Origin of the sequence: Buttiauxella sp. JUb87 (genome assembly GCF_004361975.1) — a bacterium.
Classification (GTDB): Bacteria; Pseudomonadota; Gammaproteobacteria; order Enterobacterales; family Enterobacteriaceae; genus Buttiauxella; species Buttiauxella ferragutiae.
The window spans coordinates 1-16,184 of the sequence record NZ_SNVY01000004.1; the positions used below are offsets into that span (position 1 = coordinate 1).

At 45.6% G+C, this 16,184-nt stretch carries 18 protein-coding genes and 1 other annotated feature; of the genes, 3 read left to right on the forward strand and 15 right to left on the reverse strand.

The genetic code is table 11. The features are described 5' to 3' along the window. Positions 1 to 141: 141 nt before the first annotated feature. From ihfA to EC843_RS15830, 11 genes are all read right to left on the reverse strand, one after another. A complete protein-coding gene (ihfA, locus tag EC843_RS15780) occupies positions 142 to 441 on the reverse strand; it encodes an integration host factor subunit alpha (RefSeq protein WP_001229265.1) in 300 nt (99 codons plus the stop codon). A gap of 4 nt (positions 442 to 445) precedes the next feature. Beyond that, a complete protein-coding gene (gene pheT, locus EC843_RS15785; protein ID WP_133522563.1) occupies positions 446 to 2,833 on the reverse strand; it encodes a phenylalanine--tRNA ligase subunit beta in 2,388 nt (795 codons plus the stop codon). A 14-nt stretch (positions 2,834 to 2,847) separates the two neighbouring features. Further along, on the reverse strand, positions 2,848 to 3,831 hold the full coding sequence (pheS, locus tag EC843_RS15790) for a phenylalanine--tRNA ligase subunit alpha (protein WP_064547527.1): 984 nt from the start codon (positions 3,829 to 3,831) through the stop codon (positions 2,848 to 2,850). Positions 3,832 to 3,894: 63 nt separating this feature from the next. Continuing rightward, positions 3,895 to 4,018: a sequence feature (Phe leader region), on the reverse strand. Further along, positions 3,969 to 4,013 (reverse strand): pheST operon leader peptide PheM, encoded by a 45-nt coding sequence (pheM, locus tag EC843_RS15795; protein ID WP_001386830.1) that lies wholly within the window; start codon positions 4,011 to 4,013, stop codon positions 3,969 to 3,971. It overlaps the preceding feature by 45 nt. Positions 4,019 to 4,090: 72 nt before the next feature. Then, the gene (gene rplT, locus EC843_RS15800) at positions 4,091 to 4,447 is read right to left on the reverse strand and encodes a 50S ribosomal protein L20 (RefSeq protein WP_000124850.1); all 357 of its coding nucleotides are present in this window, start codon (positions 4,445 to 4,447) and stop codon (positions 4,091 to 4,093) included. 46 nt (positions 4,448 to 4,493) lie between these two features. After that, the gene (gene rpmI / locus EC843_RS15805) at positions 4,494 to 4,691 is read right to left on the reverse strand and encodes a 50S ribosomal protein L35 (protein WP_005968897.1); all 198 of its coding nucleotides are present in this window, start codon (positions 4,689 to 4,691) and stop codon (positions 4,494 to 4,496) included. Positions 4,692 to 4,787: 96 nt separating this feature from the next. Further along, positions 4,788 to 5,330, reverse strand: a complete 543-nt coding sequence (infC, locus tag EC843_RS15810; RefSeq protein ID WP_074388328.1) for a translation initiation factor IF-3 — start codon at positions 5,328 to 5,330, stop codon at positions 4,788 to 4,790. Between the two features lie 4 nt (positions 5,331 to 5,334). Next, the gene (thrS, locus tag EC843_RS15815) at positions 5,335 to 7,263 is read right to left on the reverse strand and encodes a threonine--tRNA ligase (protein ID WP_064547530.1); all 1,929 of its coding nucleotides are present in this window, start codon (positions 7,261 to 7,263) and stop codon (positions 5,335 to 5,337) included. Between the two features lie 385 nt (positions 7,264 to 7,648). After that, positions 7,649 to 8,749, reverse strand: coding sequence for a porin (locus tag EC843_RS15820; protein WP_064547532.1), 1,101 nt, complete (start codon positions 8,747 to 8,749; stop codon positions 7,649 to 7,651). A 347-nt stretch (positions 8,750 to 9,096) separates the two neighbouring features. Further along, positions 9,097 to 9,327: a hypothetical protein gene (locus tag EC843_RS15825; protein ID WP_064547534.1), complete on the reverse strand. Its 231-nt coding sequence runs from the start codon at positions 9,325 to 9,327 to the stop codon at positions 9,097 to 9,099. A 353-nt stretch (positions 9,328 to 9,680) separates the two neighbouring features. Further along, entirely contained in the window at positions 9,681 to 10,439 is a 759-nt protein-coding gene (locus EC843_RS15830; protein WP_121815504.1) for a DUF481 domain-containing protein, read from the reverse strand. A 288-nt stretch (positions 10,440 to 10,727) separates the two neighbouring features. Between EC843_RS15830 and pfkB the strand changes: the two genes are divergently transcribed. The 3 genes from pfkB to EC843_RS15845 all read left to right on the forward strand — a co-directional run bounded on the left by pfkB (position 10,728) and on the right by EC843_RS15845 (position 13,024). Beyond that, complete coding sequence (gene pfkB, locus EC843_RS15835; RefSeq protein WP_064547538.1) at positions 10,728 to 11,657, forward strand: 6-phosphofructokinase II; 930 nt, start codon at positions 10,728 to 10,730, stop codon at positions 11,655 to 11,657. A 113-nt stretch (positions 11,658 to 11,770) separates the two neighbouring features. Continuing rightward, positions 11,771 to 12,061 (forward strand): type V toxin-antitoxin system endoribonuclease antitoxin GhoS, encoded by a 291-nt coding sequence (gene ghoS, locus EC843_RS15840; RefSeq protein ID WP_133522564.1) that lies wholly within the window; start codon positions 11,771 to 11,773, stop codon positions 12,059 to 12,061. Between the two features lie 102 nt (positions 12,062 to 12,163). Beyond that, entirely contained in the window at positions 12,164 to 13,024 is an 861-nt protein-coding gene (locus EC843_RS15845) for a fructosamine kinase family protein (protein ID WP_133522565.1), read from the forward strand. Between the two features lie 34 nt (positions 13,025 to 13,058). Here the strand turns inward: EC843_RS15845 and EC843_RS15850 are convergent, their stop codons facing one another. The 4 genes from EC843_RS15850 to EC843_RS15865 form a co-directional block, all read right to left on the reverse strand. Further along, positions 13,059 to 13,595 carry a YniB family protein gene (locus EC843_RS15850; protein ID WP_064547543.1) on the reverse strand — a complete coding sequence of 179 codons (537 nt, stop codon included), beginning with the start codon at positions 13,593 to 13,595 and terminating at the stop codon, positions 13,059 to 13,061. A 125-nt stretch (positions 13,596 to 13,720) separates the two neighbouring features. Next, on the reverse strand, positions 13,721 to 14,749 hold the full coding sequence (locus EC843_RS15855) for a tyrosine-type recombinase/integrase (RefSeq protein WP_133522566.1): 1,029 nt from the start codon (positions 14,747 to 14,749) through the stop codon (positions 13,721 to 13,723). Positions 14,750 to 14,759: 10 nt separating this feature from the next. Continuing rightward, complete coding sequence (locus EC843_RS15860) at positions 14,760 to 15,272, reverse strand: hypothetical protein (protein ID WP_133522567.1); 513 nt, start codon at positions 15,270 to 15,272, stop codon at positions 14,760 to 14,762. 37 nt (positions 15,273 to 15,309) lie between these two features. Continuing rightward, positions 15,310 to 16,158 carry a phage repressor protein CI gene (locus EC843_RS15865; RefSeq protein ID WP_133522568.1) on the reverse strand — a complete coding sequence of 283 codons (849 nt, stop codon included), beginning with the start codon at positions 16,156 to 16,158 and terminating at the stop codon, positions 15,310 to 15,312. Positions 16,159 to 16,184: the final 26 nt, after the last annotated feature.

Genomic DNA, 16,184 nt, shown 5'->3' on the forward strand with positions numbered 1-16,184 from the left:
AGAGGGTAATCGCGTTGTGTGCGTTTAACATATTGGTTCATCACATTTTCCTCTGCCTGCGAGTTAAATGTGTCAACGCTATTTAGGACGGGTCACAGCAAAGAAAAAGGCCGCATAAGCGGCCTTTTTGGTTTATTCAGGTTACTCGTCTTTTGGCGACGCGTTTTCAACCCTACTCTTCAACTTCTGACCAGGTCGGAAGGTCACTACACGGCGTGCCGTAATAGGAATATCTTCACCAGTCTTCGGGTTACGCCCGGGACGTTGGTTTTTATCGCGTAAGTCAAAATTACCAAAGCCTGATAGTTTAACCTGCTCACCGTTCTCCAGAGCGCGACGGATCTCTTCGAAAAACAGCTCTACCAACTCTTTAGCATCACGTTTGCTAAGCCCTAGCTTATCAAACAGATATTCTGACATTTCAGCTTTTGTAAGCGCCATACGTTCAATCCCTCAATGATGCCTGGAATCGCTCTTTTAATGCCACTACACATTTTGCAACGGTAGCGGCAATCTCCTCTTCTTCGAGTGTACGGCCCGTATCCTGGAGGATAAGGCTTATGGCAAGGCTCTTATAACCTTCGGCTACACCCTTACCACGGTACACATCAAATAAGTTTACGCCAACTACCTGATTTGCGCCAACTTTCTTACATTCGACCAAAATATCTGCTGCGGGAACGTTTTCAGCGACAACAACCGCGATGTCACGACGGTTCGCCGGGAATCGAGAAATCTCTTTCGACTCAGGCACAGCGCGGTCTGCAAGCTTGTTCCACAGTACTTCGAACACCAGTGTACGGCCATTGAGAGAAAGCTTACGCTCAAGCTCAGGATGCACAACACCAATGAAACCAACGTATTCGCCACGTAAATAAATTGCGGCACTTTGACCTGGATGCAAAGCTGGGTTGCTGGCGACTCTAAATTCAATGTCAGAAAGCTGACCAGTCAGATCCAGTACCGCTTCCAGATCGCCCTTCAAATCATAGAAGTCGACGGTGTTACGCGCCAGATCCCAATGCTCTTCGTAGCGATTACCGCAGATGGCACCAGCCAGCATAAGATCCTGACGGATACCCAGGTCTGCCTGTGTATCAGGAACAAAGCGTAAACCTGATTCAAAGATGCGTACGCGGCTCTGCTGGCGGTTTTGGTTGTAAACCACAGTATTGAGCAAGCCGGTCAGCAAGGACAAACGCATCGCTGACATTTCAATGGAAATTGGGCTTGGCAGAATCAGGTGTTCTTCACCAGGGTGCAGCAGTTGCTGAACTTTAGGGTCAACAAAGCTATAGGTGATCACTTCCTGGTAACCTTTATCGACCAGCATGGTTTTCACACGCTTAAGAGAAAGGTCTGCTTCGCGATGGCTGCCCATGATAAGACCCGCTTGTACAGGCTCATCAGGAATGCTGTTATAGCCATAAACGCGCGCCACTTCTTCGACCAGATCTTCTTCAATCTGCATATCAAAGCGCCAGCTTGGTGCCACCGCGGTCCACTGGTTGTCGCCTTCAGTGACTTCACAACCCAGACGACGCAAAATATCGCTAACCTGCGCATCTTCAATATGATGGCCGATCAAACGATCCAGCTTGCTACGACGCAGAGTAATTGTGGCAGCTTTTGGCAAATGTGCTTCGCTGGAAACGTCAATAACCGGACCGGCTTCACCGCCGCAGATGTCAGTCAACAGACGAGTTGCTCGTTCCATTGCTTTGTACTGCAACGCAGAATCCACGCCACGCTCATAACGATGGGATGCGTCAGTATGCAGACCATGACGGCGCGCACGCCCAGTGATAGACAGTGGGCTGAAGAATGCGCACTCCAGCAGCACATTCTGGGTTTCATCATTCACACCAGAATGTTCGCCACCAAAGATACCGCCCATTGCCAGCGCTTTAGTGTGGTCGGCGATTACCAGGGTATCAGCTTTCAACTTCGCTTCATTGCCATCAAGCAGCGTCAGGGTTTCACCTTCTTCTGCCATACGCACCACGATGCCACCGTCAATGCGGTCCATATCGAACGCGTGCATCGGTTGGCCAAGTTCAAGCAATACGTAGTTCGTCACGTCAACGACCGCGTCGATAGAACGAATACCGCAACGACGCAGTTTCTCTTTCATCCACAGTGGGGTTGGCGCTTTAACGTTGATGCCTTTAACCACGCGGCCCAGATAACGCGGGCAAGCTTCTGGCGCATCAACACGAATTGGCAACGTGTCGGTGATTGTCGCAGCAACCGCAACCATTTCTGGCTCATGCAATGGCAGCTTGTTAACGACAGCGACATCACGAGCGACACCGATGATACCGAGACAGTCGGCACGGTTTGGCGTCACGCTAATTTCGATAGTGTTGTCATCAAGCTTCAGGTATTCGCGGATATCGGTGCCAATCGGTGCATCTTGTGGCAGCTCAATAATGCCGTCGTGATCGTCGGAAATACCCAGCTCAGAGAATGAGCACAGCATGCCTTCTGATGGTTCGCCACGCAGTTTGGCCGCTTTAATTTTGAAATCGCCAGGCAGGACAGCGCCAACAGTTGCAACGGCAACTCTCAGGCCCTGACGGCAATTTGGTGCGCCACAAACGATGTCTAACAGGCGTTCGCCACCGACATTCACTTTTGTTACACGCAGTTTGTCAGCATTGGGGTGTTGGCCGCACTCAACCACTTCACCCACAACTACGCCATTAAATGCACCCGCAACGGCATCAACACCATCAACTTCAAGACCAGCCATCGTGATTTGGCTGGAAAGCTCTTCACTGCTGTTGGCTGGATTTACCCATTCGCGTAACCAGAGTTCACTGAATTTCATTGGATATCCCGCCCTTATTTGAACTGTTTGAGGAAACGTAAATCATTTTCGAAGAATGCACGCAAATCGGTAACGCCGTAACGCAGCATGGTCAGACGCTCCATGCCCATACCAAATGCGAAGCCTGAGTAGACTTCTGGGTCAATACCGACATTACGCAGGACATTTGGGTGCACCATGCCACAGCCTAAAACTTCCAGCCATTTGCCGTTTTTGCCCATCACGTCCACTTCTGCGGAAGGCTCAGTGAATGGGAAATAGGACGGACGGAAACGAATCTGCAAATCAGCTTCGAAGAAGTTGTTCAAGAAATCGTGCAATGTGCCTTTCAGGTTGGTGAAGCTGATGTTGGTATCAACAATCAAACCTTCCATCTGATGGAACATTGGCGTGTGCGTCTGGTCGTAGTCGTTACGATACACACGGCCAGGCGCGATAATACGAATCGGCGGCTGCTTATCCTTCATGGTACGAATCTGTACGCCAGAAGTCTGAGTGCGCAGTAGACGGGTTGCATCGAACCAGAAAGTATCGTGGTCAGCACGAGCTGGGTGGTGCCCTGGAATGTTCAGCGCATCGAAGTTGTGGTAGTCATCTTCGATTTCAGGGCCTGTCGCCACGGTGAAGCCCAGTTCACCGAAGAAGCTTTCGATACGGTCAATGGTGCGCGTAACCGGGTGCAAACCGCCGTTTTCAACACGACGTCCAGGCAGAGAGACATCAATGGTTTCTTCTGCCAAACGAGCATTCAGAGCGGCACTTTCCAGTGCATTCTTGCGAGCGTTCAGTGCTTCCTGCACTTTCTCTTTAGCTTCGTTGATCACCGCACCTGCAGCTGGGCGCTCTTCCGGTGGCAATTCACGCAGGGTGGTCATCTGGAGGGTCAGATGGCCCTTCTTCCCTAAATATTCGACGCGTACGTTGTCTAACGCGGCAACATCCGGGGCCTCGTTTATGGCGGCCGTTGCGTTGGCAACCAGCTCTGCGAGATGTGGCATGGTATTCCTCTTATGCCGGCATAATTGCCGGGGTAGTTGATCCGTATACAAAAAGCGGAATGCAAAAAAAAAGCCTCCATAGTGGAGGCTTTCGGCGCTATTTTTCGTTTCTTTTCTTACGCGCAAAGCCCCCTGATTCAGGTGCTAAAGTAAAAAAAGAAACGGAAAATAGCAGCATTCATGCTTGCAGTTACCTTATTTGCTCAGTGTTAAACATTAGAAATTAAAAGAGGGAGACAAGCTCCCTCTAATAACTGGCTTACGCCAGAGCTGCTTTCGCTTTCTCAACCAGTGCAGTAAATGCCACTTTGTCGAATACGGCGATGTCAGCCAGGATCTTACGGTCGATTTCAACAGAAGCTTTTTTCAAGCCATTGATGAATTTGCTGTAAGAGATCCCGTTCTGACGAGCTGCAGCGTTGATACGTGCAATCCACAGCTGACGGAATTGACGCTTACGTTGACGACGGTCACGGTAAGCATATTGGCCAGCTTTGATAACAGCCTGGAAAGCAACGCGGTAAACGCGTGAACGCGCACCGTAGTAGCCTTTGGCTTGTTTAAGGATTTTTTTGTGACGAGCACGTGCGATAACACCACGTTTTACGCGAGCCATATTAGCTCTCCTGTTCTATATTCTGAATTAATTAAAAAAGTGCTACTTATGCGTACGGCAGGCAAGCGATGACCAGGCCCAGATCCCCTTTGGAGACCATACCTTTCGGACGCAGGTGACGTTTACGCTTAGTAGACTTTTTAGTCAGAATATGACGCAGGTTAGCGTGCTTACGCTTAAAACCACCACCGGCGGTCTTTTTGAAGCGCTTAGCGGCGCCGCGTACAGTTTTAATCTTTGGCATTTAATAACTTTCCACTTCGCATTGTTAATAAAACGAACCAGAAGGCGAACAAATCTCACGAGGCCGAAACCTCGCGAGAACTGTTACTTGATGGCCTTACTGTTTCTTCTTCGGAGCGAGCACCATGATCATCTGACGGCCTTCGATCTTCGATGGGAAGGATTCGACGACTGCCAGTTCACTCAGATCGTCACGGACGCGGTTAAGCACTTCCATACCAATCTGTTGGTGAGCCATTTCACGACCGCGGAAACGCAGTGTGATTTTAGCTTTATCACCCTCTTCCAGAAAGCGAACCAGGCTGCGGAGTTTTACCTGATAGTCGCCATCATCGGTACCAGGTCGGAATTTGATTTCCTTGACCTGAATAACTTTTTGCTTTTTCTTCTGTTCCTTAGAAGATTTGCTTTTTTCGTAGAGGAATTTGCCGTAATCCATAATTCGACAAACAGGCGGTTCGGCATTAGGACTGATTTCAACTAAATCAACCCCAGCTTCCTCGGCTTTTTCTAAAGCTTCATTCAGACTGACAATACCTAGCTGCTCGCCTTCAATACCTGTCAGACGAACCTCAGTGGCACGAATTTCTCTGTTTATGCGATTAGGACGCGCCGGTTGAACTCTTTTTCCGCCTTTAATAACTCTATTCCTCTAGTTGATTAAGATTGCGACTGCGAATTTCATTCTGCAGTTTTTCAATCAATTCGTTGACGTCCATGCTACCCAAGTCTTTGCCACGACGGGTACGAACGGCTACTTTGCCTGCTTCGACCTCTTTATCGCCACAAACTAACATGTAAGGGACACGACGCAACGTGTGTTCACGGATTTTAAAGCCAATCTTCTCATTTCTCAAGTCTGCTTTTACACGAATGCCTGCATTTTGCAGTTTACGGGTCAATTCGTTAACGTATTCAGACTGTCCATCAGTGATATTCATCACCACTGCTTGTACTGGCGCAAGCCAGGTTGGGAAGAAACCCGCAAATTCTTCGGTCAGGATACCAATAAAACGTTCCATTGACCCGAGAATTGCACGGTGAATCATTACCGGCACCAGGCGTTCATTACTTTCACCAATATAAGACGCATTCAAACGCGATGGCAAAGAGAAGTCTAACTGTACTGTCCCGCACTGCCATGCACGATCCAGGCAGTCATACAGGGTAAATTCAATTTTAGGGCCATAGAATGCACCCTCTCCCGGTTGATAATCAAACGGAATATTATTTTCTTGCAATGCTACGGCCAAATCCGCCTCTGCACGATCCCACATTTCGTCGGTACCGATGCGTTTTTCAGGGCGAGTTGACAGCTTCACAACGATTTTTTCAAAACCGAAGGTGCTGTACATGTCGTAGACCATGCGGATGCAGCTATTCACTTCGTCACGCACTTGTTCTTCAGTACAGAATACGTGAGCATCATCCTGAGTAAAGCCACGAACGCGCATCAAGCCATGTAACGCACCTGACGGCTCATTACGGTGGCAGCTACCAAACTCAGCCATACGCAATGGCAAGTCACGGTAGGATTTCAGGCCCTGGTTAAAGATCTGCACATGGCCTGGGCAGTTCATTGGTTTGATGCAATATTCACGGTTTTCTGAAGAAGTGGTAAACATCGCATCTTTGTAGTTGTCCCAGTGGCCGGTTTTTTCCCACAGCACACGGTCCATCATGAACGGGCCTTTCACTTCCTGATACTGGTACTCTTTGAGCTTGGAGCGTACAAACACTTCCAGTTCACGGAAGATAGTCCAGCCGTCGTTGTGCCAGAACACCATACCAGGTGCCTCTTCCTGCATATGATACAGGTCGAGTTGCTTACCGATTTTACGGTGGTCACGCTTGGACGCCTCTTCCAGGCGTTGCAAGTAAGCATTCAATTGCTTCTTATCAGCCCAGGCTGTGCCATAAATACGTTGCAACATTTTGTTGCTGCTATCGCCACGCCAGTAAGCACCGGAAGTTTTCTGCAACTTGAAATGATGGCAGAAACGCATGTTCGGTACGTGCGGACCGCGGCACATATCAACGTATTCTTCATGATGATACAAACCAGGCTTATCATCCTGGCTAATGTTTTCATCAAGAATCGCGACTTTGTAGCTTTCACCACGGTTCACGAAGGTTTCGCGGGCTTCATGCCAGCTCACTTTTTTCTTGATGACGTCGTAATCTTTCTCAGCCAACTCGTGCATACGCTTTTCGAGCAGCTCAAGATCTTCCTGCGTCAGCGTGTGGTCAATGTCAACGTCGTAGTAAAAACCGTTATCAATAACCGGGCCAATCGCCATTTTAGTGTGCGGCCACAGTTGTTTGATGGCATGACCCAATAAGTGGGCGCACGAGTGGCGGAGGATCTCCAGGCCAGCTTCATCTTTAACGGTGATAATTGCGAGTTTAGCATCGTGCTCAATAACATCAGACGCATCAACCAGTTCGCCATCTACACGGCCTGCAATACAGGCTTTCGCAAGGCCAGGACCGATGTCCAGAGCGACATCCAATGGGCTAACAGCGTGGTCGTAATGGCGTTGGCTGCCATCAGGAAGAGTAATAACAGGCATTATAAGTCCTTATTCGCAGTGGTGACCCATACGCAAGATCACATGCAACTTTATATAGTTTAAATAAATCAGTAAGTTAGGAGTGGTTGAATGCTTCACCTCGCAAACTGTGTACATGAATCTAAAATGTACCCACTTCAACCTGCTGATTAGACGAGGCAATAGTACACGTCATTGAGGTGAGGATAAAGGCAGAACTTAAGAAGTTGTGGATAACATGCTGAAAAAAAAGGAAGAAAAATGAACAATACGTCTGTACTAAATATTTTTATTAAGATCCATGTATTAATCAAATGTGTTAATCAATAGCGCCATGGCTTTCGCCATGACGCAAATATTTAATTTTCAGTTATTCAGGCGGGTAGAGAATAAGAACTGGAACTATTTAGAACTGATAAACAACACCTACAGCAGCAACATTATCGTTGTTAAGTTGCAAAGCATTATCGTCGCTTAACAGGTTAATTTTGTAATCAATAAAAGCAGACATGTTTTTAGTAAAAAAATAGGTAGCAGAGACATCGACATATTTTACTAACTCCACGTCACCTACGCCCTCAATATCCTTACCCTTCGAGTAAACGTAGCCTATTGAAGGCCGGAAGCCAAAATCGAACAGATATTGTGCAACAAGTTCAAATGCCTGATTCCTATTCGCAAACCCACTAATACTTTGGTTCTCACCATTAATTGTTGCGGTACCAGAAATCGGTGTCATATTGCTCGTCTCAGCATAAATTGCTGCCAGATAAATGTTATTGGCATCATATTTCACTCCCGCATTCCATGCTTCCGCATTATCACCCTGACCATAAGTCAGGTCTCTCTGTGCCAGAGTACGGTTAGAGTTGCTATAGCCCATCCCCATACTCATCCCGGTATCGCTAATGTCATAAGTCAACGATGTCCCTACACCTTCACCGTTTTGCTTACTGGTAGACCGACCGTCATTCTCGTTTTTCCCTTGAAACTGAACGGTCAGTTTTAAGCCATCAACTAAACCGAAGAAAGTAGTATTACGATACGTTGCCACACTATTAGTACGGGTAGTCATGAAATTATCAGTTTTAGCATAAGATTCAGTCGTAAATTCAGGCATGACATCGGTATATGATCCAATATTATAAAGCACACCATAGTTTCGACCGTAATCAAATGACCCAAAATCACCAGCTTTTAGACCTGCGAATGCCAAACGCGTTTTTGCCGTATTGCTATCACCTTCGACTTTGTTGGCTGCAACCTGATACTCCCACTGACCAAAACCAGTGAGTTGACTATTAATTTCAGTCTGGCCTTTAATACCAAATCGAATATAAGACTGATCACCATCAACGCTATTATTGTCGCTCAGATAGATTTCTGGTTTTACTCTTCCATAAATGTCTAATTTATTTCCATCCTTATTATAAACTTCTGCTGCATGCATAGACGTTGATGTCAGCAGTAAACTTAATGTCACTCCTGCGAATGTAAAATTTTTCATGTTTGCTCCTAAACCCCTTTCTAATACGCGATAATTAATCAAGAGACACCTTGTCAAAAACGCAGAGATTATTATCGGCATGAGGTTATAGAAATATTACAGAATGGTTTAAAGTTTAAAAATAAACAAAGAAACTACCAACCCTAATTTAGAAACTAGTTTCATAGATATATCTCAAGCGATGATGACACTTGGTTTTTTAACAGACCAGTAATGACGAGGGAATTAGTTTGCGGGGGTATAAATAAAAAACCGGGCATTATGCTCGGTTTTTTATTTATGTAACTTTTAGCACGAATGATAGGTTATCAAACCTGCGCAGAAATATAATTAAACAATGCACGTGACTATGACCAGTCCCCGGCAACCAGTGTATGGACATTAAAAGCGTCATCCATTGACTGTCCCGTAGACAGCTCGCCCGGTTGAATATTGGAGCCCGCTTCAACATCGGCAACATTCCAGACAGGTGATGGTGCTGTTTGTGTGCCTGTGGTTGCAGAAGATTGTGCAGCAGAGGCACCAAATGAAAGCATGGAAAGAGTAACAACTACAGCGGCATATTTGATATTTTTCATATTCATTTTTCTCTTATTTAATGGATCAGCAAGCTATTAACCTGCCACAAAATAAGAGTAGATCTAGATCACATTTCTGACAAGACCAATACTTTATCAATTCGTGTCAAATATACCAAAAATATGAATAAAGAGAGAATTAAGGAGAGATTGTGAAGAATTTAAAATTCTTAATTAATTTTATTATAAATAAAACTACGGACCAAAATAATATTAGCGACATGGATAAAAATAAAACAATTCGCTCCAAAACATTCCAGTGCAATGAATGATAGCAGCAAAGAAGCACATCAACAGAAGCTAAACTTAAGTAAGTGATGGGTTTAAAGCCGGGAATGACCCGGCTTAATCAATTACATCTTATAACCAAGAGTCACTGCAGTACGTCTGTCGGTATGTTCAGGTGCAGAATCTGGTGGATTTGAGTTCCAGGTGACGTTATAGCCAACCCGCAAACCAAAGTGCTCATTGATTGCAACTTCAAGCGCAGTTTCAGAGTTTACCGTCGTATCTTCGCTACCCAGTACAGACACGCCCTGGATAAATTTGGCGTTATCGGTCAACTGCCAATTATAAATACCTGATGCGTAGCCCAACGGCTGAGTCTTATGACCACCATCGGTATACTCGTCATAACGTACACCAGGACCAAATTCCAAACGCAGACTGTGCACTGGGCCATTAAGGAACTGGCGACCATAACCAGCAGTCAGTACATCCCTTGAGTCATAACCGTTATACCGATCAGTTAACCAACTCGCCTGACCGAACAGGTAATCGCTGTCAGTCATGTTGTAACGGCTACGGCCCCCGATGGAATAAGTCTCAGAAGAGCGTTCATCATTAGACGAGGTATTGTTTGCATTGCCCCACAGTGACCATGCGGTTGCCGTTTGGTACCAGGTCAAGTTGGAGTTAGCGGTCAGCGAGGAGCTGGTGGTGTTACCTGATTGTGCAAGGTAGCCTGCATTCAGATTACCTTCGAACGGTTTCTTTGCGGTGGCTGGGTCATCCATGACAGTGAAAACCGAATTATCTGCAATTGCAAAGTGACTCAATAGCGCACTTCCGGTCAGCAAAATTGCAGCCGGTACTGTCTTAACAAAATTCATTTAATCGTCCGTACAACATAAAAAGAAACCATCAAGGTTCCGGAATCTTTTCTGTGGATCAAATATTTATGAGCCAAGAAAGGTAACAAATTATAAAAAAGCTCGAATAACATAGCAATGAATTCTTCTTTCATTTTTTGAATAAGAGAGCTCTTAAAACATCTTAATTTTCATAAACATAGTGCGTAGGGTTATTTTACAAATTATTTGATAAATCATGGTGTTAATTGACATTCTCTTGTCTAAACAGTGCTACGCTTTATCCCAATGCTAAATTAAGGAGGATATATGACACGCATTTACACACTGACACTTGCCCCTTCTCTGGACAGCGCAACACTGACGGCACAAATTTATCCCGAAGGTAAACTACGTTGCACCGCTCCGGTATTTGAACCAGGCGGTGGTGGAATTAACGTTGCGCGAGCAATTGCCCACCTCGGCGGGCAAGCAACTGCCATTTTTCCTTCCGGTGGTGCGACAGGCGAACACCTTAGCAATCTGCTTTTAGATGAACATGTTGCCATTGATACCGTAGATGCTCACGACTGGACGCGGCAAAACTTGCACGTTCACGCCGAGTCTACCGGTGAGCAGTATCGCTTTGTGATGCCAGGTGCGGCCCTTACCGATGATGAGTTTCGCCGCCTGGAAGAAAAAGTCCTCACTATTGAAGCGGGCTCCATTCTGGTTATCAGCGGCAGTCTTCCACCAGGTATTGATGTTTCGAAACTCTGCGGGTTAGTCAAAGCGGCCCAAAAATCCGGGATACGCTGCATCGTTGATAGTTCAGGCGAAGCGCTCAAAGCGACTCTGGAAATCGGCAATATTGAGTTGGTGAAGCCTAACCAAAAAGAGCTCAGTGCATTAGTCAATCGCGACCTCACACAACCTGACGATGTGCGTAAGGCCGCTCAGGAAATCGTTGATAGCGGCAAAGCCAAACGCGTGGTCGTTTCGCTTGGTCCGCAGGGCGCATTGGGCGTAGATGCTAATGGTTCTGTTCAGGTGGTACCACCGCCAGTGAAAAGCCAAAGTACAGTGGGTGCCGGAGACAGTATGGTTGGGGCGATGACGCTGAAACTAGCTGAAAATGCCCCACTACTTGATATGGTCCGATTCGGTGTCGCCGCCGGGAGTGCCGCCACACTCAATCACGGCACCCGTTTGTGCTCCATGGAAAATACCCAAAAAATCTACGACTACTTATGCAGTTAACAAGACTGAGTTAACAGGCCGCCCTGCTCGGGGCGGTTCGCCACGACGGCAAATGTCGCCATTTTGTGCAGATCAACTATGCTAAAACCTTCGGGATAACAATGGGGTGAACCATGAGTAGCGGAGACATTGAGCGTTATGTTGTCACATTAAAGTTCAAGGAGCACAATCTCACGGACCTTAACGAACTGAATAACACGCTGACTCGTGGAGGTTTTTTACTCACCTTTACCGATGACGAAGGGAAAATTCACGAATTAGGCAGCAACTCATTCGGCTTGATAAGTACATTAGAGCAGACTGAAGTTGAAGAGCTTGCCCGTGGGCTCGCTAAACTGGCGCTGGGAATAGAGCCAGAAGTTTCAATCACCACCTGGGATAGCTGGCGACAAGAGAGTCAATAGCCTGGTTTAAAACTCCTGACCGGGGATGTGCGTTAGTTCGAAGTTTGACCCGGTTAACAGCGATAAACTAATGATCTACCAGATAACCTGGAGAGAAGCATTATGTGGCAAGCCATAAGTCGTCTGTTAAGTGAACAACTCGGTAGCGCTGAAATTGAACAACGCACTGAATTACCCGGAGGGGAAATTCATGCTGCCTGGCGAATTCACTATGCCGGTCAGGAGATTTTTGTCAAAAGCGACACTCGCGAGCTGTTACCCATCTTCACCGCCGAAGCCGATCAACTTGAACTACTCGCACGCAGCAACACAGTGCGCGTACCGAAAGTCTGGGCGGTAGGCAGCGATAGGGATTACAGTTTCCTGCTCCTTGAATATATGCCCGCTAAACCCCTGGATGCCCACAACGCCTTCTTGTTGGGGCAACAACTCGCGCGCCTGCATCAGTGGAGTGAACAGCCGCAATTTGGGCTCGATTTTGATAATGATCTTTCCACCACTCCGCAGCCCAATGCCTGGCAACGCCGCTGGTCAACATTCTTTGCAGAGCAACGCATTGGCTGGCAGCTTGAACTGGCGGCTGAAAAAGGGATTCAGTTTGGCGACATCGACCTGATCGTCGATTTTGTGCATCAGGTTCTTGCCTCCCATCAACCGCAGCCTTCATTACTGCATGGCGATTTGTGGTCAGGAAATTGCGCGATGGGTACCGATGGGCCATTTATCTACGATCCGGCCTGTTACTGGGGTGACAGAGAGTGCGACCTGGCAATGTTACCGTTGCATCCGGATCAACCACCGCAAATCTACGACGGTTACCAGTCAGTTTCCCCTCTTCCTACAGATTTCCTTGAGCGCCAGCCTATTTATCAACTCTATACTTTGCTTAACCGCGCGATTCTATTCGGCGGTCAACATCTAGTCACCGCGCAAAAAGCGCTGGAACGCGTTCTGGCAGCATGAATAATTCGCCACTCCCTATTGGAGTGGCGTTTTTCTAGATGAAGCCGAGCAAAGAAAAGAAGAAATAACCGATAACGATAATAATGATGGGTAAAATATAGAGCGGGAATATTTGCAGGAAAATGGTGTGTCGCGGCACCACGATTTTCGCGTCGATTTGTTCCTTGGTTAACCCTTCGGGGCCTTTGGCTTGTTCCAGTATCAACTGATCCTCTACCCCTTCACGCAAAAACTTCGCCTGGCGGCTCATTCGCGCGCCAGATCCCTGCAATGCCAGACCGACAAAGATCAGCATGTAGATCACCCAAAACAGAATATTGGCCTGTTGATGGAAGTCAGGTTGTGGCGAGTTGTACCAGAAGAAATTTAAGAATGGCGTATTAAAACGCATCATCTCAATCATGACATGTGCGAAGTCCAGCATGACAGCATTAATCCCCGCCTGCTTTTCGCTGTGTTCATACATGAACTTAAGAATTGATATCAGTGTTGAAATCATCGCCGGGATGAAAATTACCCAGCCAGCCACACGTTTGAGTACGGCAATGCGTCCAGCTTGTTGATACGTCATTCGTTCCCCTTGGTTAAGACGTTACTAACTTAGCATGTTGATATACATGCAGTTATTATAAAAAACAATTAGTTAAGTGTATCATTAGTGCAACTGAGTGCTATCACAAACCATCTGGATGGACACTATCTGGACACGTAACCGGCCAATGGATTTAAAGTTACAGCTTCTTCTAAGTGGTCAGGTGCAAAATGGGCATAGCGCATAGTTTCACGAATATTTGAATGCCCAAGTACTTTTTGTAGTACCAAAATATTTCCACCATTCATCATAAAATGACTAGCAAACGTATGTCTTAGTACGTGGGTTTTTTGCCCTTCTACCAGTTGTATATCTGTTAAAGCCAACGCTTTTTTAAATTCATGATAGCAATAACGGAACATCTTGCCCTGCAATGGTGATAGTTCATTATATAACCACTGGGGAATTGGAACTGTTCTGTTCTTCCTGCCTTTGGTTTTGGTAAACGTCAGCTTATGGGGAGAAAGCTGTGACCGTGTGAGCCTAGCCGCCTCACTCCATCTGGCACCAGTAACCAGGCAAACCTTAACGATGCGCGTTAAATTAATATTGCCGTGAGTTTCGCAAGCTTTTAACAGCTCATGGATTTGTGGCAACGTTAACCATGACATTTCTTTTTCTGCTTCTTTAAACACCCTGACGGTTTCTAATGGATTAGGTAACGTCCATTCACCTAAGCGTTTTAATTCATTGAAAACAGCATCAAGGTATTGTTGTTCGCGGTTAACTGTAATCGGCTTGGCTATCCATTTTTGAGGGTCGGTGTGATAACCATTATCAATTTCACCTTTTAGTCTGCGGTCACGATAATGCGCAAAATCCCGGGCCGTCAAATGAGCGGCGACGGGATCATTCAAACCACTACATACAATCTGAAGTTTTGCCAGCCTAGACTTACCAGCCACTAACGCTTGGCCATGGAGGTTATACCAAAGCTCAATCAGTTCACTGAGTTTGCGGCGGTCCTCTTTCTCACCTAACCATGGCTTATTTTTAGCTTCACCACGATAATGTTGCTCGAAAGCAACAGCCTCGCCTTTGGTAGTGAACTTTTTTCGGACACGGCGGCTTTCAGCACCATCAACTCTGAAATCACAGAGCCAATCGCCGGTGGTAAGTTTTTTTATTGCCATTAATGATGCTCTATTTTTGGTGGGTTAAGTCTTTTACGAATTGGTTTAACCCTGGGGTACCAGTGTCAGTAAAACAGCATTCTTTAAACTTACCGTTCCACTCATAGCCATCCTCACCAATTAGCAAATTAGTTTTTGATATTCCTGAATTTTTTTTAGCAAGTGCCATTGCTTGAACCCGATTTATTTTGAAACTAAATTTATATGCTTCCAGATATTCCTTATTCATAGTCTGCATATTTATTGAAAGAGGGATTACTTTAATAGCAACGCTATCATTTGGTGTTTGAAGCAAAATTCTATAAGCTCCATACACGGCTGCTTTATTTGAAGCATTTATTATTGATTCCTCACTATCACCATTCATTACTTTTGGTGAAATTTGGATTGAGAGCGGTTTTTCTTTTAATACTTTAAATGCCCCAAAATCTGACGGATAGTCATTATATTCATCCATCATTGTGGTAACGTTTTCAAACTGCTTTGGTGCAGCAAAAACAAACACAGGAATTGTTAGAGCCATAGACAACATATACTTGAACATTTTATTTGCTCTTATATTAATTTTTTATAATCGTAACAATGACCATGCCAACACATTGAACATCACCCATTGCACATGTGAACTCAGAGGTAGATTCATGGTTTTTAACTATAATTTTATTCCCGGGAATGCGAATGACATCATATACATTATGATCCCCATCAATGCTTAGTAGCCACCGTCCATTGGAAATATCATTGCTACTGAAATCCACAATCCAAGAAAATTTATTATTTGTAACATAATTCAAATCTTCGGTGGGGTCATCTAATAACTCTGTATCAACAACCCATTTTCCACTTTCTATAAGATTGCCAGTATTTATTACAAATTTAGTAAGCTGTTTGAAACTTTCATTACTGTGCTCTTCTTTATACTTATCACCTTGACCTGTAGCCAGCCAAAGCAATGAAACGCCAGTATCAAGCGCACAAGCTACAACCACGTCACCAGGGAAGAAATCCCTTCTTACCCATGCACTCATTGTCCCTGATGAGATATCTAATAAGTCACCAAGCTGCTTTTGTGTAGTGAAGCCGTAAGCGTCAAGAATCCTTCTCAAAACACTCTTTCCACCAGACGACATCATTAAATCAAAGAGGTCTTTTCCTTGAAGTTCGTGCCGCCGAACCGAATCAAAACTTACTTTTTTAAGTTCGCCTTTAACTAGCCAATTAACGTCAGCCCCAGTATCTAAAGCGCACTGAAGAATAACACTGGCAGGAATACTGTTCCGCTGCAGCCAGCCGCTAATATTATTTCTAGCAATATCAAGCTTTTCACTCAACTCTTTTTGCATCGTAAAGCCATAAGAGGAAAGGATTCTTTGTAGCACCGCTTCTGCTCTTTCGTCTTCAGTTCCCATAAAATCACCATTTTCTAAAAATTTAT